This is a genomic window from Micromonospora sp. NPDC047187, from assembly GCF_040643355.1.
In the GTDB taxonomy this organism is placed as follows: domain Bacteria; phylum Actinomycetota; class Actinomycetes; order Mycobacteriales; family Micromonosporaceae; genus Micromonospora; species Micromonospora salmantinae.
Genome location: NZ_JBEYUF010000005.1, coordinates 259889 through 279483, shown reverse-complemented (window position 1 = coordinate 279483; position 19595 = coordinate 259889). Strand labels below are relative to the sequence as shown.

The window sequence follows — 19595 nt, the reverse complement described above, 5'->3', positions numbered from 1 at the left end:
GCGTGGCGCCCCCCGGCGGTGTGGATCTTGTTGGTCGGAGCCGACCGGGACCTACCCTACCGAGGTGATCTCCGGGGCTCCACCGTCCGCGCCGAGGGTGGCCCTCGTCTCCTGATCCTCCCCGCGTGCGCCTAGTCTCGGAGGATGGCGAGGTACTACGACGTACACCCGGAGAACCCACAGCCCCGGGTCATCGGGCAGGTCGCCGACCTGATCCGCAGCGGTGGGCTGGTCGCCTACCCGACGGACTCCTGCTATGCGCTCGGCACCCAACTGGGCAACCAGGACGGGCTGGACCGGATCCGGCAGATCCGACATCTCGACGATCGGCACCACTTCACGCTGGTCTGCCACGACTTCGCCCAGCTCGGCCAGTTCGTGCAGATCAGCAACTCCGTCTTTCGCCTGGTCAAGGCGTCCACTCCGGGCAGCTACACGTTCATCCTGCCGGCCACCCGCGAGGTGCCCCGCCGGATGCTGCATCCGAAGAAGCGGACCGTCGGCGTGCGGGTGCCCCGGCACACAGTCACCCAGGCGCTGCTGGCCGAGCTGGCCGAGCCGCTGGTGTCCAGCACGCTGGTCCTACCCGGCGACGAGGAGCCGATGACCCAGGGCTGGGAGATCAAGGAACGGCTCGACCACCAGCTCGACGCGGTGCTCGACGCCGGCGACTGCGGCAAGGAGCCGACGACCGTGATCGACCTGTCCGGGCCCGAACCGGAGATCCTGCGCCGGGGCGCCGGGGACGTGTCCCGCTTCGACTAGCGGGTCGGGTGCCGGACCGTACGGGGGCACGCGGGCCGCACCGGTCGTACGCTCAGGGATCGGCACCGGCGAGCATTGGACATCCGGCATGCCCGACGCGGACGACATCGACGCCCTGGCCCGGTCCGCCGCCCACGGCGACCCCGCCGCGCTGAACTCCCTGCTGGTCGCGGTACGCCCGGAGGTGCTGCGACTGTGCGCCCGATTCCTGCCTAGCCGGGAGGACGCCGAAGAAGCCTGCCAGGACACCTTGCTGGCGCTGGCCGGCGGCATCACCCGGTTCGAGGGGCGTTCCTCGTTCCGCACCTGGCTGCACCGGCTGACCGCCAACCGGGCCCGTTCCACCTACCGCACGCTGCGCCGCCGCTGCCGGCTGGAGGCCGAGGGCGTACCGCTGCCCGACCAGGCCGACCCCCGACGGACCAGCGTCGTCGCCGGCACCCGCCTCGACCTGCTCGACGCCTTCGACTCGGTCCACCCCGACCTCGCCGAGGTGGTCGCCCTGCGCGACGTCCTGGGGCTGAGCTACCCGGAGATCGCCGCCCTGCTCGACGTGCCGCTGGGCACTGTGAAGTCCCGGTTGCACCTGGCCCGGCGGCAGGTCCGGCAACGGCTCGGGGCGGAATGAGCCGCCCGTCGTTCCGCCGGGTCGTCGTCGTCCTCGCGGCCACCGTGGGCGTCGCCGCCTGCGGCGCCGACGCCGTCTCGCCCCTGCCCGTCCAACCGCCCGGCCCGAGCCTCTCGACCCCGACACCCACCACGATCGCCACGATCCCCGCGCCCGGCACGCCCTCCGCGTCGCCGTCCCGACCGCCACCGACCAGCGCGCGCCCGGCCGCGCCACCGCCCGCACCCACCAGGACAAGGGGTACGCCCCGACCGACTCCCCCGCCGACCGACGCCACGCCGGCCTGTCAGGGCGCGGTGCGCTACGACCTGCCGCTCGCCGAGACCGAGATGGAGCTGCTGAAATCGCTCTGCTTCGCCACCGGTGCGGTGCTGCGCATCCAGGGCATCGGGCCGGGGCTCGTCACAGTGGACCGCCCCGACCTGGTGTCGCAGCACTACGAGGCGGGCGTGGTGGACATCCGCTTCGTCCGGCCCGGCACGGTCGCCGTGACGATCCCCAAGGACGGCCGGGAGCACACCATCACCGTTGTGGTCCGCTAGCCGCGCCTAGCGCAGGCGCACCCCGGCGAGCAGGGTGTCCACGAAGGCGGGCCCGCTGTCCGCTGGCGGGACGATCTGCGCGTACACCAGGGCGGGCCGGCCGGGGTGCAGAGCGGCCGACTCGGTGATCTGCGGCCGACCCCGCTCGCAGCGGTACGCCACCACTGTCCACTCGACGCCGGCCTGCCGGGTGACCCGGGCCGGCGCGGGCGTGCAGTCGCCATGCGTGCGCTCGGCCAGGAACCCGGCGGGCGTGGCACGGGCCGCCGTGCTGGCGGAGAGACCCACGAAAGCCCCGGGCAGGCGAGGGTCGGCCGCCCAGCGGCGGGGTTGCGGCGACATCACCAGCGCCGGTTCGGGTTCGCCGTCGGCACCGTACTGACCGGCCCAGGTGGCACCCGTGGCGGACCAGCCGGGCGGCAGCGTCACGGTCAGCGGCCCGGTCGTGTACGTGCCGCCGACCGGCCGGGCCGACCCGGCACCATCCGGCTCGGCGCCCGTCACACCCACCGCGGCGACGGCCACCACAGCGGCCGCGACGCGCCGCAACCGGTACGGGCGGCCCGGCCGAGGTTGGCGCCGCACCGGACCGGCCGCCGTCGCCGGTCCCCCCGGGCCGCTCCCGCCGGTCGACGCGACCGGCCGGCCCGCCGGGCCACTCGCGCGATTCAGGGCGGCGTGCAGGGTCGCGGCGTCGGGGTAGCGGTCGGCCGGACGGTGGGCGGTGGCCCGCACGAGCACCGCCGCGACCGCCGCAGGTACGTCGTCCCGAAGTCGGATCTCCGGGGGATGCCGAGGCGGGTCGGGTCTGGTCCGGTTCGCGCCCGACGGGTCGGCGGCCAACAGTCGGATGCCGAGCCGGCCGAGCCCGTACACGTCGGCGCGGGTGTCGACCACCGCGCCCGGATCATCCTGCTCGGGGGCCATGTAGCCCGGGGTGCCGGCCCGGGCGGTCAGCCCGGAGGCGGCGGCGAGCGCCTTGGCGAGGCCGAGGTCGGCGATCAGCACCTGTTCCGCGCCGCCGGGGCCGACGGAGCGGAACAGGATGTTGCCCGGGGTGAGATCACGGTGCACGACGCCGTGGCGGTGCAGCACGGCGACCCCGGCGCAGACCTCGCCGAGCAGCCGCAACGCCGTCGGCGCGGGGATCTCGCCAGTGGCCAACCGGTCCCGCAGGCTGCCCCCGTCCGCCCAGGCCAGGACCGCGTACGGGCGGCCGTCGGGCAGCTCACCGACGGCGTGCACCCGGATCAGCCGCTCGTGCTCCAACCGGCGCAGCAACCGGGCCTCGTCCAGGAAGCGTTCCCGCACCCGCAGGTCGTGGCTCCAGTTCTCGGCCAGCACCTTGATCGCCACGTGCGCGTCGAGCGCCCGATCGTAGCCCAGCCAGACCGTCGCGAACGAACCGACGCCGAGCAGTCGCTCGACGGCGTAGGGCCCGATCCGCAGTGGAGCCGTCACCATGTCACCCCCGGCCAGCACGGTCGGTCGGCGTTCGTCTGCACAGTAGACCCGGCCGGTCGGAATTCCGACGAACCGTTGGCCCTGGCGCGGTGACTAAGAGGGCAGGAGACCCATCACCGAAGGAGCCACCATGAACCGTCCCGCGATCCTCCTCACCACCGCCGCGTTGGCGCTCGGCACGCTCGTACCGGCGACCGTCGCCGGCTCGGCGGCGGCAGCGCCAGTGGCCGGCGGCGTCGCGTCCGCCTCGGCCCGCGGTCCGCTCGCCGTCGCCGCCGGGCACACCCACCCGCAGGTGCTCAGCGTCGGTGGCGTCGGCGTGTACCGCATCGGTGCCAGCCTGGCGTCGCTCACCACGAACGGGCACCTCGACTGGACCGTGCCGACCTGCGGCGGGGTGGTGCACGCCGGCGCGGCCGGATCCTGGGCGGGCGTGATCCTGCTGGCCTTCCGCGACGGGCGACTGGTGGAGGTCGGTACGGCGACGGTGCCGCCACGGTCCCCCGCCGGTGCGACTGTCGGCATGTCCTTCGACGAGCTGGAGGCGATCTACGGCTGGCGGGGGTCGCTGATCCGCAACGACGCGGGGGACGCCGAGGCGTACCTGGTCCGGGCGGGGTCGCGGGTGGAGCTGTTCACCGGTCACCCGATCCGGCCGGGGGTCGGCTACTTCCAGGTCGGCCCGGCAAGCTTCGTCGAGCGGAACTTCCGGCAGGGCGTGTCCTGCTGACTTTTCCCAGGTGCGGGGCGTCCGGTGTCGGCCGGGCGCCCCGTCCGTCGTATCGGCCCGAACGGAGGTTGGGCGGACACGATGATGTCGGCGTAGACAACACTGTGTGCCACACAGTATGGTGTGACACATGGTTAGCGAGGACGTTCTACGGACGCACCTGCAGGAGTTGCGTCGAGGCACCGTCGTGGTGGCCAGCCTGGTCGCGCTACGCCGACCGGACTACGGCTACGCACTGCTGCAACGGCTCAGCGACCACGGCTTCCCGGTCGACGCCAACACCCTCTACCCGCTGCTGCGCCGCCTGGAGGACCAGGGGCTGCTGACCAGCGAGTGGAACACCGAAGAGAGCCGACCGCGCAAGTTCTACCGGACCAGCGACGAGGGCGAGTCGATGCTGAACCGGCTCCTCGACGACCTCGCCGCCGTGCAGACCTCCATCACCGGGCTGATCCAAGGAGTGGACCGATGAACACCCTGACCGACCGCTACCTCGCCGCCACCCTGCGATCGGTGCCCACCCAGCGCCGAGACGAGATCGCCAACGAGCTGCGGGCCTCCATCGAAGACATGATCGACGACCGCACCGGCGGCGGCGCGGACCCGGCAGCGGCCGAGCGGGAGGTGCTCACCGAGCTGGGCAATCCGGACGTGCTGGCCGCCCGGTACGCCGACCGCCGGCTGCAGCTCATCGGCCCGACCTACTACCTGCTCTGGCTGCGACTGCTGAAGCTGCTGCTCAGCTTCATCCCGGCGCTGGTCGGCACGGTCGTCACCGTGGTCGAGGCGGCCGAAGGAAAGGGTTTCGGGGCCATCGGGCCGGGCGTCGTCGCGGCCATGCAGGTGGCCGTGCAGATCGCCTTCTGGCTCACCCTGACGTTCGCCATTCTCGAGCGCACCCAGACGGCCGTGGACGTGCCGGAGTGGACGGTGGACCAGCTGCCCGACGCACCGGTGCGACGAGGCATCCCCCTCGCCGACACCATCGCATCGGTGATCATGCTGGTGCTGACCATCGCGTACCTGCCGCTCCAGCACTACCACTCCTGGGTGCGTGGCACCGACGGCGAGAACATTCCGATCCTCGACCCGGCGCTCTGGTCGTTCTGGCTGCCGGCGTTGATCGTGGTCCTCGCCGCCAGCGCTGTGGTCGAGATCGTCAAGTACCGGATCGCGCACTGGACCTGGACGATCTTCGGCATCAGGGCGGTGCTCAGCCTGGCGTTCGCGGTGCCGCTGATGTGGTTGGCGCTCTCCGATCGACTGCTCAACCCGGCCCTCGGCGAGCGGTTCAGCTGGCTGGCGGAGGCGGACAACCGGGACTCCCTCGGCCTGGCCATCGCGGTGGGCGCCGCCGCGATCGTGGTCTGGGACCTGGTCGACACCGCAGTGAAGACCCGGCGGCAGACCGCGTGAGTGATCCCCGACCCGACGGCCCGGCGCGTACCCCGCGCCGGGCCGTCGCCCGTCGTGGTGACCGCGGCGGCCCGCCCGGTTGGAGGGCCTGGTGGGCGGCGTGGCATCGTTCCCGGATGACAGTGGCACCGCGACCGGAATGGCGTCGTCCGGGTCCAACGGCCGAGCAGCGCCGAAACGACCTCTGGATCGGCTTGGGGATGACCGGGCTGGCGTTGGTCAGTCTGACCCTGGCCCGCAGCACCGGCGCGTTCCTGCTGGGCCCACCGCCGTCCGGGCCGGAGCAGCTGTTCTGGACCGTCGCGGTGACCCTCCCGCTCATCTGGCGACGACGCCGGCCGACCGCGACAGTGCTGGTCGTCGCGGTGGCGTTCATCGCCGCGCAGGCCCGCTCGGCCCCGGAGAGCCAGTTCTCCTCCTGGGCCCTGTTCTGCGCCCTCTACACCGTCGGCGCCTGGGGGCAGGACCGCCAGCTGTCCCGCCGGCTGCGGATCGGCGTGATCGCCACGATGTTCGCCTGGCTCGGGCTCTACTACGCGGTGATGATCGACCACATTCCGGCGGACACCTTCGCCGACGCGGTCGGGCCGGTGCCACCGGTGCTCGCCGCGATGGTCAACGGTGTGCTGCTCAACGTGCTGGTCTTCGGTTTCGCGTACTTCTTCGGCGAGACCGCGTGGGTGGCCGCGCGCCGCGAGCACGAGCTGCGCGCCCAGGCCGAGGACCTGCGCCGGTCGCAGGCCGAGGCCCGGGAACGGGCGGTGCTCGGCGAACGGGTCCGGATCGCCCGCGAGCTGCACGACGTGGTCGCCCACCACGTGTCGGTGATGGGCGTGCAGGCATCCGCCTGCCGCCGGGTGTTCGACCGCGACCCGGGCAAGGCCCGCACGGCGCTGACCGCCATCGAGCAGAGCGCCCGCACCGCCGTCGACGAGCTGCGTCGGATGCTCGGCGTGCTGCGGACCTCCGCCGGCACCGACGCCGCGCCGCCGACGGCCGGCGGCGTCGAACGGATCGACGAGTTGGTCGAGCGGGCTCGGGCCGCCGGGCTGACGGCCACCCTCGGGGTGTACGGCGACCCGGTCGCGTTGCCCGAATCGGTGTCCCAGACGGCCTACCGGGTGACGCAGGAGGCGGTGACCAACACCCTCAAGCACGCCGAGGCGGCCCTGCTGGACGTGCGGGTCCGGTACCTGGCCCGGGAGGTGGAGGTCGACGTGACCGACGACGGGCGCGGCGGCGGCCGGGCCGACACCGTCGGGTTGGGCCTGATCGGCATGCGCGAACGGGTCACCGCCCACGACGGCGACCTGGAGGCCGGGCCGCGGGCCGGCGGCGGCTGGCGGGTGCGCGCCCGCTTCCCCCTCGCGGCGTCGGCGGACCGACCGGTGGGCGCACAGCGGGAGCCGAGCGGCAGGCAGCAGGCGGCGACCGGCGCGGAGCCGTCGGCATGAGCGCGGCAGCCCAGCAGGCACCCGACACCGGGCCGACGGTGCGGGTGCTGCTCGCCGACGACCAGCACCTCGTCCGTACCGGCTTCCGGGTCATCCTGGAGGTGGAGGACGACATCGAGGTGGTCGGTGAGGCCGCCGACGGCGAACGGGCCGTCACCATGACCCGGGCCACCCGCCCCGACGTCGTACTCATGGATGTGGAGATGCCCGGGATGGACGGCCTGGAGGCCACCCGGCAGATCGTCGCCGACGGCCCCGGGGCGCCCGCGGTGCTGATCCTCACCACCTTCGACCGCGACGACTACCTGTTCGCCGCGCTGCGGGCCGGGGCCAGCGGCTTCCTGCTCAAGAACGGCACGCCGGAGGAGCTGGTCGAGGCGATCCGGGTGCTGGCCAGGGGCGACGGTCTGCTCGCCCCGGAGATCACCCGCCGAGTGATCTCCTCCTTCGCCCGCCCCGGCGACCCGTCGGGCACCGCTCACCGGGGTCCGGACGCCGAGGCCGCGCTGGCCGAGCTGACCCCGCGCGAACGGGAGGTGCTGATGCTGCTCGCCGCCGGGTCGAGCAACGCGGAGATCGCCTCGGCCATCCACCTGGGCGAGGCGACGGTGAAGACGCACGTGAGTCGGGTACTGGCCAAGCTCGGCCTGCGCGACCGGGTACAGGCCGTGGTGTTCGCGTACGAGAACGGGGTGGTCCGCCCCGGCGGGTGACGGCGTCCGCCGCGAGGTGGACCCGCCCGCTCACCCGCCGGGCGGACGGCGCGGCGGCGTCATCCATCTAGCGTGAGTGCGTGACCAGAACGCTTCGCCTCGACGGCGTCGACCGCAGCTTCGGCGACCGTCAGGTGCTCAGGAACGTGTCCTTCGAGGTGTCGGCCGGCCGGATGACCGGTTTCGTGGGTGCCAACGGCGCCGGCAAGACCACCACCATGCGGATCATCCTGGGTGTGCTCGCCCCCGACGCCGGCGAGGTGAGCTGGGGTGGCGCCACCCTGACCCGGCAGGACCGTCGGCGCTTCGGCTACATGCCGGAGGAGCGGGGCCTCTACCCCAAGATGACCACCCGCGAGCAGGTGACCTACCTGGGCCGGCTGCACGGGCTGGACGCCGCCGCGGCACTACGTTCCACCGACGCGCTGCTGGACCGGGTCGGGCTCGGCGAGCGCGCCGACGACCTGCTGGAGACGCTGTCGCTGGGCAATCAGCAGCGCGCCCAGATCGCCGCCGCGCTGGTGCACGACCCTGAGGTGCTGGTGCTCGACGAGCCGTTCTCCGGCCTCGATCCGCTCGCCGTGGAGACCGTCGTGGCAGTGCTGCGGGAACGGGCCTCGGCCGGGGCGCCGGTGCTCTTCTCCAGTCACCAGCTCGACGTCGTGGAGCGCCTCTGCGACGACCTGGTGATCATCGGGGACGGGGTGATCCGGGCCGCCGGCAGCCGGCAGCAGCTGCGTGACTCGTACACGGTGCCCCGCTTCGAGCTGGTCGTCGAGCACGACGCCGGCTGGGTACGCGACCACCCCGGGGTGACACTTGTCGAGTTGGACGGCGCGCGGGTGGTCTTCGACCTGCCGGCCGGCACCGACGAACAGCCCGTGCTGCGGGCCGCCCTCGCGCGCGGCCCGGTCCGCGCCTTCCGCCCGGTCAGCCCCTCGCTCACCGAGATCTTCCGAGAGGTCACCCAGTGAACGTCACCCAGGCCACCCGGCTGGTCGCCGAACGCGAGATCCGGGTCAAGCTGCGCGACCGCACCTTCCTGTTCGGCACGCTGTTCTTCCTGTTGATCGCCGCGGCCGGCACCATCCTGCCGCCACTGTTCTCCGGCGGGCCGTCCACAGTGGCCGTAATCGAGAGCTTGGCCGCGCCGCTGCGCGCCGCCGGGCTGGAAGTCCGGGTCGTCCCCGACGACCGGGCCGCCGAGCGGGCCGTCCGCGACGACGACGTGGACGCCGCGGTGGTCACCGGACCGGCCGTCCTGGCCATGGACGACGCCCCCGACGACGTGGTGAAGGCCCTGAGCACCCAACCGACCGTCCGCCTGCTCGACCCGGACGCGGTGGACCCGGTGGTGGCGTTCCTGGTGCCGTTCGTCTTCGCGTTCGTCTTCTTCATCACCTCGCAGACGTTCGGTGTGCAGATCGCGCAGAGCGTCATCGAGGAGAAGCAGACCCGGATCGTGGAGATCCTGGTCGCCGCCGTGCCGGTTCGGGCCCTGCTGGCCGGAAAGGTGGTGGCCGGGGCAATCCTGGCGTTCGCGCAGATCGCCCTGATCGCGGTGGTGGCGGTGCTCGGGCTGCAACTCGGTGACAGCGGAGGTCTGCTCAGCCTGCTCGCCCCGGCGATCGGCTGGTTCGTACCGTTCTTCCTGATCGGTTTCGTGCTGCTCGCCGCCATGTGGGCCGCGGCCGGCGCGCTGGCCAACCGGCAGGAGGACATCGCCGCCGTCTCGACGCCGGTGCAGCTCGCCGTCATGCTGCCGTTCTTCGCGGTGATCTTCCTGAACGACAACGCCACAGCGATGCGGGTGCTGTCCTACCTGCCGTTCTCGTCGCCCACGGCCATGCCATTGCGGCTCTTCACCGGCGACGCGGCCGGCTGGGAGCCGATCGTCTCACTGGTCCTCCTGGTGCTCGCCGCCGGCGCGTTCCTCCTCGCCGGTGCCCGGGTGTACGAGGGGTCGCTCCTGCGCACCAACGGCCGGACCTCGCTGCGCACCGCCTGGCGGGAGCGGGAGACCATCGGCTGAGTCAGCGGTCCGCCCGCGCGGGCGTCGGTGTCCTGATCGGATGCCGGCGCCCGCTGCCGTACGGCACGGTTCCGAGCGCTGTTCGGTGGCCGTGAACAGCGCGAACGCTCCTACGTTGAGCCGATCCTCACGGCGACGACCTGGTCGTCGCCGGTTCCCGGACCGGAAAGGCTCTCGATGTCCCCACCGATCAACGCACGGCAACTGCGCCGTCTGCTCAGCGTCGTGCTCGCGGTCGCCCTCGCCAGCACCCTCACCGCCCTCGTCCGCCCCGCCCCGGCCGCCGCCGCCCCGGGCGATCTCATCCTCAACGGCACGTTCGACAACGGCAGCAGCCAGCCCTGGTGGACGCGGCTCGCCTCGACCAGCACCACTGTCAGCGCCGGGCAACTGCGCGTCCGCACCAGCGCCACGGTGGGCAAGCCCGTCTGGGAGGACCTGGTCGGTCACTTCGAGTTCGGGGTGACGGCCGCGCAGCCGTACCGGTTGCAGTTCGACGCCGCGGCCGACGTCAGCCGTTCCCTGCGCGTCTCGGTCTCCCGCGCTACGCCGCGCAGTTCCAGTGGCCGAAGTCGCCGGTACGAGACCAGACCTCCCGCGCCGCCCTGATGTTCCAGGCCGCGTCCAGCGCCGTCTGTCGGTCGACGCCGAACCGGGACACCTCCATGTCGCTGAACTGGAACAACCCCCAGCGCCGCGATCCGTCCTCGACGACCTCCACCCGGTACGGGTCCAGCCCAGACAGGCAGCGCGCCACCTGCACCGCCCCGGCCGGGTCCTCGGGGAACGTCCGCCGCAGATGTTTGCCGATCCGGTCCTCCGACCAGGTGGCGGGCACCTTGCGATCGCCCGCCAACTCGTCGAGCAACCGCTCGTCCGCGGTGCCACTGACCGGCAGGCCGTCAAACGCCTGGAACACCATCACCCGGCTGGTGGTGTCCGGGCCGAACCAGCCGTCGACCGGCACTGTGAGTCCGTCGGCCACCAGGTGCTCCTGGAGGCTCAGCACGCAGGGGCCGTACATGCCCTGGCGCAGCACCTCCGGGCAGCCGACTGTCGGCGAGCCGTCCACTGCGGGAGGGGCGAGAGGTCGCAGCGCACCGGTCGCCCCGACCGTCAGGACGCCGAGCACCGCCAGCAGCGCCAGCCGAAGCCAGCGACGGGCCGGCCAGGGCGCTTCGGGTAGCGGCGGAACCGAGCCGACGCTGGGGCGGATGGTCGCCGAGACGGTAGTGGACGGGCCGGCAGGGGTCGGTGCCGCCACACTGTCCCCTCGACCCTGCTCGCCGAGGCGAGCCTCGAGGTCCCGCCGTGTCTCCAGCCACCTGTCGACCTCGACCGTCGGGGTGCCGCAGGCGGCCAGCAACGCGACGACTGTGCGTTCCCGGGGCAGGGTCGTCCGCCCCAGCATCGTCGCGAGGGTACTCGGCGGCAGCCAGTGTCCGGCCGCCGAGGCTCGCCGGGCGAGCTCCCGATAGGTCAGACCGGAACGCCGCCGCACCTCCCTGAGCAACGCCACGTACTCCCCCGCCGTGGCCGCCTGCGGGACCGGATCCCGGACAGCGTCATCCATCGAATCTCCCCGTGTCATTGGTGTGGTCGAGCCCGAACCCGTGCCGGACCGAGCCCGTCGGCCCGTAGACCGGTCAGCGGCGCGGCCATCGAGAAATGACGCTAGGTAACCCGGTCGGCCAGGACAATGCCCTGGTCGCCGCGTTGGGCTGTCCGGGCAGCTCAGGGCATCATGTCCGGGTCTTGTCCGACCATCTCGGACAGTCACCGGGACCCCCGTTGCCCTCATGTCCGCGGTGTCTGGAGAATCGAGCGATGACCACGGGGGAGCTACGCCCGGACGACGCGTCCGACCCGGCCGAGTTCGTCGAGATGCTGCGCCGGCTCAAGGACCGGTCGGGGCTCACCTACCGGCAACTGGAGCAGCGTGCCGCGTCGACGGGTGACGTGCTGGCCCGCAGCACCGCGGCGGACATCCTGCGCCGGTCCACACTGCCGCGCCCCGAGGTGGTGGCCGCGTTCGTGCGCGCGTGCGGTGCGGGAGATCAGGTCGAGACGTGGCTACGGGCCCGGCACCGCCTCACGGCGGGTCAGTTGGCCCCGCTGTCCCCGGCAGCGGATTCACCGCCGGTCGACCCGGTCACGACAGTGGCCCCGGAGCACTCCGACCCGGCCCGCCCGCGCTGGTTCGCGCGGCCCGCGCCGCTGGCGCTCCTCGTCGTCGCCGCCCTGCTGGCCACGCTCGGCGTGGGCTTCTGGGTCGAGCGCCGCTACGACGAACAAGCGCGATCCACCGAGCCGACCGCGTCGGCGGCCGGCGGTGCCCGTTTCCCGAGCGCCGGGCGCAGCGAGATCCGCCCCGTCCGCAGCGCGCACCTCTGCCTCACCGAGGGTCGCGATCGCACCGGCCAGTACACCAAGGAGATAGCGGTCCAGCGGCCCTGCACGGAGGCCACCCCACCGGACACCTCGCTGGAACCGGTGGCCGACGGCATGTTCTTCATCCACTGGGTCCACCCGGTGCTCGGGAAGGGCTGCCTGACCATCCGCGAGGAGGATCCCGGCCGGGACCTGCTCGAACCCTGGAACGAAAAGGATTGCAGCGCGAACAGGTCGAAGCAGGTGTTCCACTTCGAACCGGCCGGGGCGACACCCGGCGCGTACCGCATCCGGCCCGACCGCAGCGAGCTGTGCGTCGGCCTGCGCGACGACGACAGCGCCGTGGCGGACGCGGCGCTGGTCGAGCCGTGCACCGGCGGCCCAGATCAGGTGTTCCTGGTCAACGCGCTGCCCGGGAACTGACGTCGGCGCCGCTCAGCGCGCGGGTGGCACCCGATCCCAGCCGGCGGGCAGCGGGGGCGCCGTCCAGGCGGAGTCGGGCTGCCAGGTGGCCCACGACGGGTCCCACCAGCGCTCACCCCCGTCGAGCAGGCCGGCGATCCGGTCACCCTCGGCCTGGATGGCGTCTCCCATGCCCGGGTAGCGCCCCTCGACGAGGCGCTGGGCGAACATCTCCACGTCCTTCCAGACGTACCGGTCGGCGTCCGCGGCCCACCACAGGTCCAGCTCGTGGTCAAGGGTGTCCACCCCGATCGGGGTACGCCGCACCGGGTCCTGAAGGTTGAAGTACCAGCCGGCGAAGTCGCGCCCCGGCCCGGTCCAGAACACGTCGATCGAGTGCGCTTCACCGGGACGTTGCAGCATCAGCTTGCCGTGCCCGGACCAGGAGCGGTGCCCGGCCGCCTCCCACGGGTGCCGCCCGCAGGGGAAGTCGCCGGTGTCCGGGAAGCCGAACTCGGCCCCCGGCGGGAGGTAGAGGGCGAGCAGGTCGGGCGAGTCCTCGACGCAGATCGTCGGACAGCCGAACCAGACCTCACCCCGCAGCACCTCACGCCGTACCACTGTGTCGCCAGGCGCAAACCGCTCCACCACCCCGCACCCCCTCGCTCGCCGCCCAACCCCAACCCCGCCGCGATCTTGCACTTGCTGTTGGGGTTGGGGCGGGGACAGGGTCAGGCGTCGACCGCCGCCATCACGTCGTCGCTGACGTCGAAGTTGGCGTAGACGTTCTGGACGTCGTCGCAGTCCTCCAGGACGTCGATCAGCTTGAAGATCTTGCGCGCGCCCTCTTCGTCCAGCGGCACGTTGACGCTGGGGATCAGGGAGGACTCGGCCGACTCGTACTCGATGCCGGCGTCCTGCAACGCCGTGCGCACCGGGATGAGGTCGGTCGGCTCGGAGACCACCTCGTACGCCTCGCCGAGGTCGTTGACCTCTTCGGCGCCGGCGTCGAGGACGGCCAGCATCACGTCGTCCTCGCTGGTGCCCTCCTTGGGGACGATCACCACGCCCTTGCGGGAGAACATGTACGACACCGAGCCGGCGTCGGCGAGCGAGCCGCCGTTGCGGGTCAGCGCGGTCCGTACCTCGGTCGCCGCGCGGTTGCGGTTGTCGGTGAGGCACTCGATGAGCATGGCCACGCCGCTCGGGCCGTACCCCTCATACATGATCGTCTGCCAGTCGGCGCCGCCGGCCTCCAGGCCGGAGCCACGCTTGACGGCGCGGTCGATGTTGTCGTTCGGCACCGAACTCTTCTTCGCCTTCTGGATGGCGTCGAAGAGCGTCGGATTGCCGGTGGGGTCGCCGCCGCCGATCCGCGCGGCCACCTCGACGTTCTTGATCAGCTTGGCGAACATCTTGCCGCGCTTGGCGTCGATGACGGCCTTCTTGTGCTTGGTCGTCGCCCACTTTGAGTGGCCGGACATCTTCTACCTCCGTTGCTACCCGCCGTCTGCATCGACCGCACCGCTCACGCCCCGCTCCCACCGGCGCACGCGGAGGTGCCGGTCAGCTCTGGTGGAAGCCGTGGCGGGCAGATGGCCCTGCCGAATCTCCGCAATCCTACCGACGTCCCCCGGGTCCCTGTCATGCACCGCGCACGGCAGTACCGCCCGGCCTCGACGGACAAGGGCAGACAGGACAAAACCCCTCGGGTCCGGCCACTACCGCGGCGAGCATCATGGACAGCCCGGCGCGGTCGCCCGCCGTTCAGCGGACGGCGCGGACCAGGTCCACGAAGTACGCGTGCACCCGCAGGTCACCGGTGAGTTCCGGGTGGAACGAGGTGGCCACCAGGTTGCCCTGTCGCACCGCCACGATCCGGTCGGCGGCCGGACCGTCGGACACCACCCCGATGACCTCGACGCCGGCACCGACCCGCTCGACCCACGGCGCGCGAATGAACACCGCGTGGAACGGCTCGCCCGGCACCCCGACGACGGTCACCGGCGCCTCGAACGAGTCGACCTGCCGGCCGAACGCGTTGCGCCGGACGGTCATGTCGATGCCGGCGAAACCCCGCTGATCGGGTCGACCGTCGAGCACCTCGGTCGCCAACATGATCATCCCGGCGCAGGAGCCGTAGACCGGCATGCCGTCGGCGATCCGCTTGTCGATCGGCTCGCGCATCTCGAAGATGTCGGCGAGCTTGCTCATGGTGGTGGACTCGCCGCCGGGGATGACCAGGCCGTCGACCGCGTCCAGCTCCGCCGGACGGCGGACCGGGCGGGCGTCCGCGCCCGCCGCGGCCAGCGCCGCCACGTGCTCGCGGACGTCGCCCTGGAGCGCGAGCACACCGATCACGGGTGCCGTCATGGTCGCACCGTTCCTCTCCGCGTCCGCCGCCCGGAAAGAACGCTCACCAACCCGTCTTTCCCTTGCGACTGCGGGGCTCGCACGAGCGGCTCACTCCTCACGCTCACCAACCGCGCTCGGCCAGGCGGTGCGGCTGCGGGATCTCGTCGACGTTGATGCCGACCATCGCCTCGCCGAGACCCCGGGAAACCTTGGCCAGCACGTCCGGGTCGTCGTGGAAGGTGGTCGCCTTGACGATCGCGGCGGCCCGCTGCGCCGGGTTGCCCGCCTTGAAGATGCCGGAACCCACGAAGACGCCCTCCGCGCCGAGCTGCATCATCATCGCCGCGTCGGCCGGCGTGGCGATCCCGCCCGCGGTGAACAGCACCACCGGCAGCTTGCCGCTCTCGGCGACCTCCTTGACCAGCTCGTACGGGGCCTGCAACTCCTTGGCCGCGACGTACAGCTCGTCGGTCGGCAGCGAGGCCAGCCGGCGGATCTCCTGGCGGATCTTCCGCATGTGGGTGGTGGCGTTGGAGACGTCACCGGTGCCCGCCTCGCCCTTGGAGCGGATCATCGCCGCGCCCTCGGTGATGCGGCGCAGCGCCTCGCCCAGGTTGGTCGCGCCACAGACGAACGGAACTGTGAACGCCCACTTGTCGATGTGGTTCGCGTAGTCGGCCGGGGTCAGCACCTCGGACTCGTCGACGTAGTCCACGCCGAGCGACTGGAGGATCCGCGCCTCCACGAAGTGGCCGATGCGGGCCTTGGCCATCACCGGGATGGAGACCGCCTCGATGATCCCGTCGATCATGTCGGGGTCGCTCATCCGGGACACGCCACCCTGCGCGCGGATGTCGGCGGGCACCCGCTCCAGGGCCATCACCGCGACGGCGCCGGCGTCCTCAGCGATCTTGGCCTGCTCGGCGTTGACGACGTCCATGATCACGCCGCCCTTGAGCATCTCGGCCATGCCACGCTTCACGCGGGCGGTGCCGACGACGGGGGCGGTACCGGTGTTCGAGGCGGTGTTTTCGGGCACGGGTCATCGCTCCTTGGACATGCTCTGGGGGTGGCAGCGAAAATGCTACGCGCGCTCCAACGCCGTACCGACAGCCAATCAGACCCCCGGTGGCCTGCACTGTGGCAGTGGTCACCGTCCCCGCCCCCGCCCAGCCGGGAGCAGCGGGTCAGGCGGCGGGGACGTCCGCCGGCACGACGAGGGTCGGGTCGTCGATGTCGAAGTAGCGCGGCCACTCCCGGCCCCGCCCCATCCGCAACAGGCGCACCAGCGGCCGGCTGCGCGCCGAGCGGGCGTCCCGGACCAGGTCGGTGTGCACCTGCCGGGACAACGCGAGCCGACGACTCGCGGCGATGACCGCCGCGCAGTCCGGGTCGCCCGGATCCAACTGGACGCCGCGCAACTGCCGGGTGAGGTCGTTCTCCGCCGCCTCCCGCTCGTCCGGGCTGGCGTCCAGGGCGATCCGGGCCGCCGCGTACAGCTCGACGCCGAAACGCCGCTCAGCCAGGACCGCGGCTGCCGCCGCGCGGCGCAGCAGGTGGGCGTCGAGGGCCCGGGCCGCCAGCTCCGCGCGGCCCTGGAGCCGCTCCACCCGGCCGGCGGTCCAGATGAGGTACGCCGCGACCAGCCCCACGACCACGCTCGCGGCCACCACCCACCACATGTGCGGCATCGTAGTGCTGCTCCGTTTCGTCCGATTGGGCGCGGCCGGACCGGTCCCGCCGGTCACCGCCGCACCACCCGTCACACCGGCTCAGCTCAGCCCCACCCATTCCTGGTCGATGACCCGCCCGTCGGTTGCCTCGATCGCCGCTGCGTATACCTCCAGAACGCGGCGAGCAACCACCGGCCAGTCGAAATTCGCGACCACCTGATCGCCGCAGGCACTCAGCGCGGCCCGCGCGGCCGGGTCGTCAAGCAGCTCGGCCAGCACGTCACGCAGCCCCACCGGGTCGCCCGTGGGGAAGAGCCGACCGGCCCGCCCACCGTCGAGGACCCGCCGGAACGCGTCCAGATCGCTGGCGATGACCGTCGTACCCGCGGCGAGGGCCTCGGTGAGGATCATGCCGAACGACTCACCGCCGGTGTTCGGTGCGACGTAGAGGTGCACACTGCGCAGCATGCGCGCCTTGTCCGCTTCGCTGACCAGGCCGAGGAACGTGATCCGCTCGTGCAGTTCGGCGGGGAACTGGTCGTACAGGTCGTCGGGGTCACCCGGGCCGGCGACGAGCAACCGCAGACCGGGCCGGGTCTCGGCCAGCGCCACGAACGCGTCCCGCAGCACCGGGAAGCCCTTGCGTGCCTCGGTGAAGCGGCCCAGGAAGCCGAGCGTGCCGCCGGTGCCGGTCGCGCACTCCCCCGGCCAGCCCGGCAACGGCTCGGCGTCGGCGAACTTGGCCACCGCCACCCCGTTGGGGACCTCCACCGCCCCGCCGTCCATGTGTTCGACCTGCACCTTGCGGGCCAGCGCGCTCACCGCGATCCGGGCCGTGATCCGCTCCAACACGATCTGGAGCACACCCTGCGCGGCGGCGAGGACCCGCGAACGGGTCATCGCGGTGTGGAACGTGGCCACCACCGGGCCACGGGCGGAGAGCACGGCCAGCAGCGACAGACTCAGCGTGAGCGGCTCGTGCACGTGCAGCACGTCGAAGTCGCCGTTGGTGATCCATCGCCGCACCCGGGCGGTCGACACCGGGCCGAACGCGATCCGGGCCACCGAACCGTTGTACGGCAGCGGGACGGCCCGCCCGGCGGACACCACGTACTCCGGCAGCGGCGAATCCTCGTCGGCCGGCGCGAGCACGCTGACCTCGTGGCCCAGCGCGATCAGCGCCTCGGCGAGGTCCATGACGTGGTTCTGCACCCCACCGGGCACGTCGAAGGAGTACGGGCACACGATGCCGATCCGCATCCGTCAGCCCACCTCCTCAGGCCGGGCCGGAGGCCGACGAGGGCAGCGCCGCGCCCTCCCCCGACCTCGCCTGGTCCAGCCACATCCGCTGCAACATGTGCCAGTCTTCCGGATGGCGGGCGATACCCGCCGCCAGACCGTCGGCGATCAGCTGGGTCAGCGACCGGACCCGCTGGTCCAGCGGCCCCACCTCGGGGCCCGGCACCGGCAGCGGACCAGCCAGCGACGCGCGGGCGGCATCCGGTTCGTACCACAGCGAGGCCACGTAGAGGGGCGCGCCGGTGTGCAGCGCGAGCAGCGCCGGCCCGGCGGGCATCCGGGTCTTCCCGCCGAAGAAGTCCACCTCCACCCCTCGGGCGGAGAGGTCCCGGTCGGCCAGCAACGGCACCACCGCACCGGCACGGACCCGGTCCAGCAGCACGTCGAACGCCGGACGCGGCCCCCCGTGGGTCGGCAGGATCTCCATTCCCAAACTCGCCCGGAAGGCCAGGAAACGCTTGTAGACGCCCTCCGGCTTGAGCCGCTCCATGACGGTGGTGATCGGCCAACCGGTGGCCGCCACCCAGGCGCCAGCGGCATCCCAGTTACCGGCGTGCGGCAGGGCCACCACCGCGCCCCGACCGGCGGCCACGTCGGCGGCGAGCAGCTCGGCGCCGTCGAGCCGGAAACCGGACAGGATCTGCGACCGGCTCAGTGCGGGCAGCCGGAACGCCTCCATCCAGTACCGGGCGTACGAGCGCAACCCGCGCTTGACGAGATCGTCCAACTCGGCGTCGGGCAGCTCCGGGCCGACCACCCGACGCAGGTTCGCGCGCAGTCGGGCCGTACCCCCGCCGCCGGCGCGGTGGGCGCGGTCCGCGCCCGCCTGGAACGCCGCCGCCACCAACGGCCGGGGTAGCGCGCGAACCACCCGCCACCCGGCGATGTAGCCCAGCTCGGTGAGGTTCACGCGACTCGGCCGCCGGTCGTCCGAGTCGCCGGCACGCCAATCATGCCTGGCCGTCCGGCTGGAGCTGCTGGGCCTGGCGGTAGACGTGCGTCATCCGCTGCCCCACCGTGAAGATCGACACGGCGGCGAGCAGCCAGAGCGCGATCTCCAGGGCCGGATCGACACCGACGCCGGTGAGGATCCCGCCGACCCCGACGATCAGCAGCCGCTCGGTGCGTTCGGCGATGCCCACGTTGCAGGTCATGCCGAGCCCCTCGGCGCGAGCCTTGACATAGGAGACCAGGCTGCCGGCGGCCAGGCAGACCAACGCGGCGGCCACCCCGGAGTAGTCGTTCTCTGTGGCCAGCCAGTACGCGACGGCACCGAAGACGGCGCTGTCGGCTACCCGGTCCATGCTTGAGTCGAGGAACGCGCCGAATTTGGTGGAGCCGCCGCTCATCCGGGCCATCGTCCCGTCGAGCAGGTCGGTGAGCGCGAACAGGGTGACGATCAACGCGCCCGCGACCAGGTGGCCGCGGGCACCGAAGCCGAGCGCGCCGACGAGCACACCAACGGTGCCCGCGACGGTGACGGCATTGGGGGTGACGCCCGCGCGCAGCAGGGCGCGGGCAATCGGCTCGACGACGCGGGTCATCCCCGCGCGGGCCGACACTTGGAAGATCTTCGCCATGGCGGTCCCCACGATAACGGTCCGCCCAGCTCCGGCGATACGGACGGTACCGCCGACCCGCCCGGGAGAGGCTTGTGCCTACCCGGCAACGGGTGTGAGATCGAGCCGGGAGGTGAGCCAGCTCACCCGTCCGCCCGTCCCGTTCCCGCTG

The 19595-nt window shown here is 72.4% G+C and carries 22 protein-coding genes; 12 read left to right on the top strand and 10 right to left on the bottom strand.

Annotated elements, in window-relative coordinates; all coding sequences use genetic code 11:
• Positions 1 to 144: 144 nt before the first annotated feature.
• From ABZ794_RS12365 to ABZ794_RS12355, 3 genes are all read left to right on the top strand, one after another.
• Positions 145 to 765 (top strand): L-threonylcarbamoyladenylate synthase, encoded by a 621-nt coding sequence (locus ABZ794_RS12365; protein ID WP_357515548.1) that lies wholly within the window; start codon positions 145 to 147, stop codon positions 763 to 765.
• A gap of 88 nt (positions 766 to 853) precedes the next feature.
• Entirely contained in the window at positions 854 to 1393 is a 540-nt protein-coding gene (locus ABZ794_RS12360; RefSeq protein WP_210786443.1) for an RNA polymerase sigma factor, read from the top strand.
• The gene (locus tag ABZ794_RS12355) at positions 1390 to 1935 is read left to right on the top strand and encodes a hypothetical protein (protein WP_210786444.1); all 546 of its coding nucleotides are present in this window, start codon (positions 1390 to 1392) and stop codon (positions 1933 to 1935) included. Before ABZ794_RS12360 ends, ABZ794_RS12355 begins: the two co-directional genes overlap by 4 nt.
• Before the next feature lie 6 nt (positions 1936 to 1941).
• Here the strand turns inward: ABZ794_RS12355 and ABZ794_RS12350 are convergent, their stop codons facing one another.
• Positions 1942 to 3399 carry a serine/threonine-protein kinase gene (locus ABZ794_RS12350; RefSeq protein ID WP_210786445.1) on the bottom strand — a complete coding sequence of 486 codons (1458 nt, stop codon included), beginning with the start codon at positions 3397 to 3399 and terminating at the stop codon, positions 1942 to 1944.
• A gap of 130 nt (positions 3400 to 3529) precedes the next feature.
• On the opposite strand from ABZ794_RS12350, the gene ABZ794_RS12345 reads away from it, so the two are divergent.
• The 8 genes from ABZ794_RS12345 to ABZ794_RS12310 all read left to right on the top strand — a co-directional run bounded on the left by ABZ794_RS12345 (position 3530) and on the right by ABZ794_RS12310 (position 10353).
• Positions 3530 to 4129, top strand: coding sequence for a hypothetical protein (locus ABZ794_RS12345; RefSeq protein WP_210786446.1), 600 nt, complete (start codon positions 3530 to 3532; stop codon positions 4127 to 4129).
• A gap of 130 nt (positions 4130 to 4259) precedes the next feature.
• Entirely contained in the window at positions 4260 to 4601 is a 342-nt protein-coding gene (locus tag ABZ794_RS12340; protein ID WP_091401756.1) for a PadR family transcriptional regulator, read from the top strand.
• On the top strand, positions 4598 to 5545 hold the full coding sequence (locus ABZ794_RS12335; protein WP_210786447.1) for a permease prefix domain 1-containing protein: 948 nt from the start codon (positions 4598 to 4600) through the stop codon (positions 5543 to 5545). The genes ABZ794_RS12340 and ABZ794_RS12335 overlap by 4 nt, the downstream gene beginning before the upstream one ends.
• 116 nt (positions 5546 to 5661) lie before the next feature.
• Positions 5662 to 6999: a sensor histidine kinase gene (locus ABZ794_RS12330; RefSeq protein ID WP_210786448.1), complete on the top strand. Its 1338-nt coding sequence runs from the start codon at positions 5662 to 5664 to the stop codon at positions 6997 to 6999.
• The gene (locus ABZ794_RS12325; RefSeq protein WP_210786449.1) at positions 6996 to 7712 is read left to right on the top strand and encodes a response regulator transcription factor; all 717 of its coding nucleotides are present in this window, start codon (positions 6996 to 6998) and stop codon (positions 7710 to 7712) included. Before ABZ794_RS12330 ends, ABZ794_RS12325 begins: the two co-directional genes overlap by 4 nt.
• Before the next feature lie 80 nt (positions 7713 to 7792).
• Entirely contained in the window at positions 7793 to 8686 is an 894-nt protein-coding gene (locus ABZ794_RS12320; protein WP_357515544.1) for an ATP-binding cassette domain-containing protein, read from the top strand.
• Positions 8683 to 9744: an ABC transporter permease gene (locus tag ABZ794_RS12315; protein ID WP_357515542.1), complete on the top strand. Its 1062-nt coding sequence runs from the start codon at positions 8683 to 8685 to the stop codon at positions 9742 to 9744. The genes ABZ794_RS12320 and ABZ794_RS12315 overlap by 4 nt, the downstream gene beginning before the upstream one ends.
• A 177-nt stretch (positions 9745 to 9921) precedes the next feature.
• Entirely contained in the window at positions 9922 to 10353 is a 432-nt protein-coding gene (locus ABZ794_RS12310) for a carbohydrate binding domain-containing protein (protein WP_357515540.1), read from the top strand.
• Here ABZ794_RS12310 and ABZ794_RS12305 read toward each other — a convergent pair.
• Positions 10289 to 11317 carry a peptidoglycan-binding protein gene (locus ABZ794_RS12305; protein ID WP_357515538.1) on the bottom strand — a complete coding sequence of 343 codons (1029 nt, stop codon included), beginning with the start codon at positions 11315 to 11317 and terminating at the stop codon, positions 10289 to 10291. The two genes, ABZ794_RS12310 and ABZ794_RS12305, sit on opposite strands and share 65 nt — an antisense overlap.
• A gap of 254 nt (positions 11318 to 11571) precedes the next feature.
• On the opposite strand from ABZ794_RS12305, the gene ABZ794_RS12300 reads away from it, so the two are divergent.
• Positions 11572 to 12558 carry a helix-turn-helix transcriptional regulator gene (locus ABZ794_RS12300; protein WP_357515536.1) on the top strand — a complete coding sequence of 329 codons (987 nt, stop codon included), beginning with the start codon at positions 11572 to 11574 and terminating at the stop codon, positions 12556 to 12558.
• A gap of 12 nt (positions 12559 to 12570) precedes the next feature.
• On the opposite strand, the gene ABZ794_RS12295 is transcribed toward ABZ794_RS12300, so the two are convergent.
• The 8 genes from ABZ794_RS12295 to pgsA all read right to left on the bottom strand — a co-directional run bounded on the left by ABZ794_RS12295 (position 12571) and on the right by pgsA (position 19444).
• Complete coding sequence (locus ABZ794_RS12295; RefSeq protein WP_357515534.1) at positions 12571 to 13185, bottom strand: DUF402 domain-containing protein; 615 nt, start codon at positions 13183 to 13185, stop codon at positions 12571 to 12573.
• An 83-nt stretch (positions 13186 to 13268) separates the two neighbouring features.
• Positions 13269 to 14021, bottom strand: a complete 753-nt coding sequence (locus ABZ794_RS12290; RefSeq protein ID WP_112583375.1) for a YebC/PmpR family DNA-binding transcriptional regulator — start codon at positions 14019 to 14021, stop codon at positions 13269 to 13271.
• A gap of 283 nt (positions 14022 to 14304) precedes the next feature.
• Complete coding sequence (pdxT, locus tag ABZ794_RS12285) at positions 14305 to 14910, bottom strand: pyridoxal 5'-phosphate synthase glutaminase subunit PdxT (protein ID WP_238688636.1); 606 nt, start codon at positions 14908 to 14910, stop codon at positions 14305 to 14307.
• Positions 14911 to 15013: 103 nt separating this feature from the next.
• Positions 15014 to 15931, bottom strand: coding sequence for a pyridoxal 5'-phosphate synthase lyase subunit PdxS (gene pdxS / locus ABZ794_RS12280; protein ID WP_210785196.1), 918 nt, complete (start codon positions 15929 to 15931; stop codon positions 15014 to 15016).
• A gap of 148 nt (positions 15932 to 16079) precedes the next feature.
• Positions 16080 to 16583 (bottom strand): hypothetical protein, encoded by a 504-nt coding sequence (locus ABZ794_RS12275; RefSeq protein WP_112583378.1) that lies wholly within the window; start codon positions 16581 to 16583, stop codon positions 16080 to 16082.
• An 81-nt stretch (positions 16584 to 16664) separates the two neighbouring features.
• Entirely contained in the window at positions 16665 to 17825 is a 1161-nt protein-coding gene (locus ABZ794_RS12270; RefSeq protein ID WP_210785197.1) for a glycosyltransferase family 4 protein, read from the bottom strand.
• Positions 17826 to 17841: 16 nt separating this feature from the next.
• The gene (locus ABZ794_RS12265; protein ID WP_357515530.1) at positions 17842 to 18774 is read right to left on the bottom strand and encodes a phosphatidylinositol mannoside acyltransferase; all 933 of its coding nucleotides are present in this window, start codon (positions 18772 to 18774) and stop codon (positions 17842 to 17844) included.
• A gap of 40 nt (positions 18775 to 18814) precedes the next feature.
• Positions 18815 to 19444: a phosphatidylinositol phosphate synthase gene (gene pgsA / locus ABZ794_RS12260; RefSeq protein WP_210785199.1), complete on the bottom strand. Its 630-nt coding sequence runs from the start codon at positions 19442 to 19444 to the stop codon at positions 18815 to 18817.
• Positions 19445 to 19595: the final 151 nt, after the last annotated feature.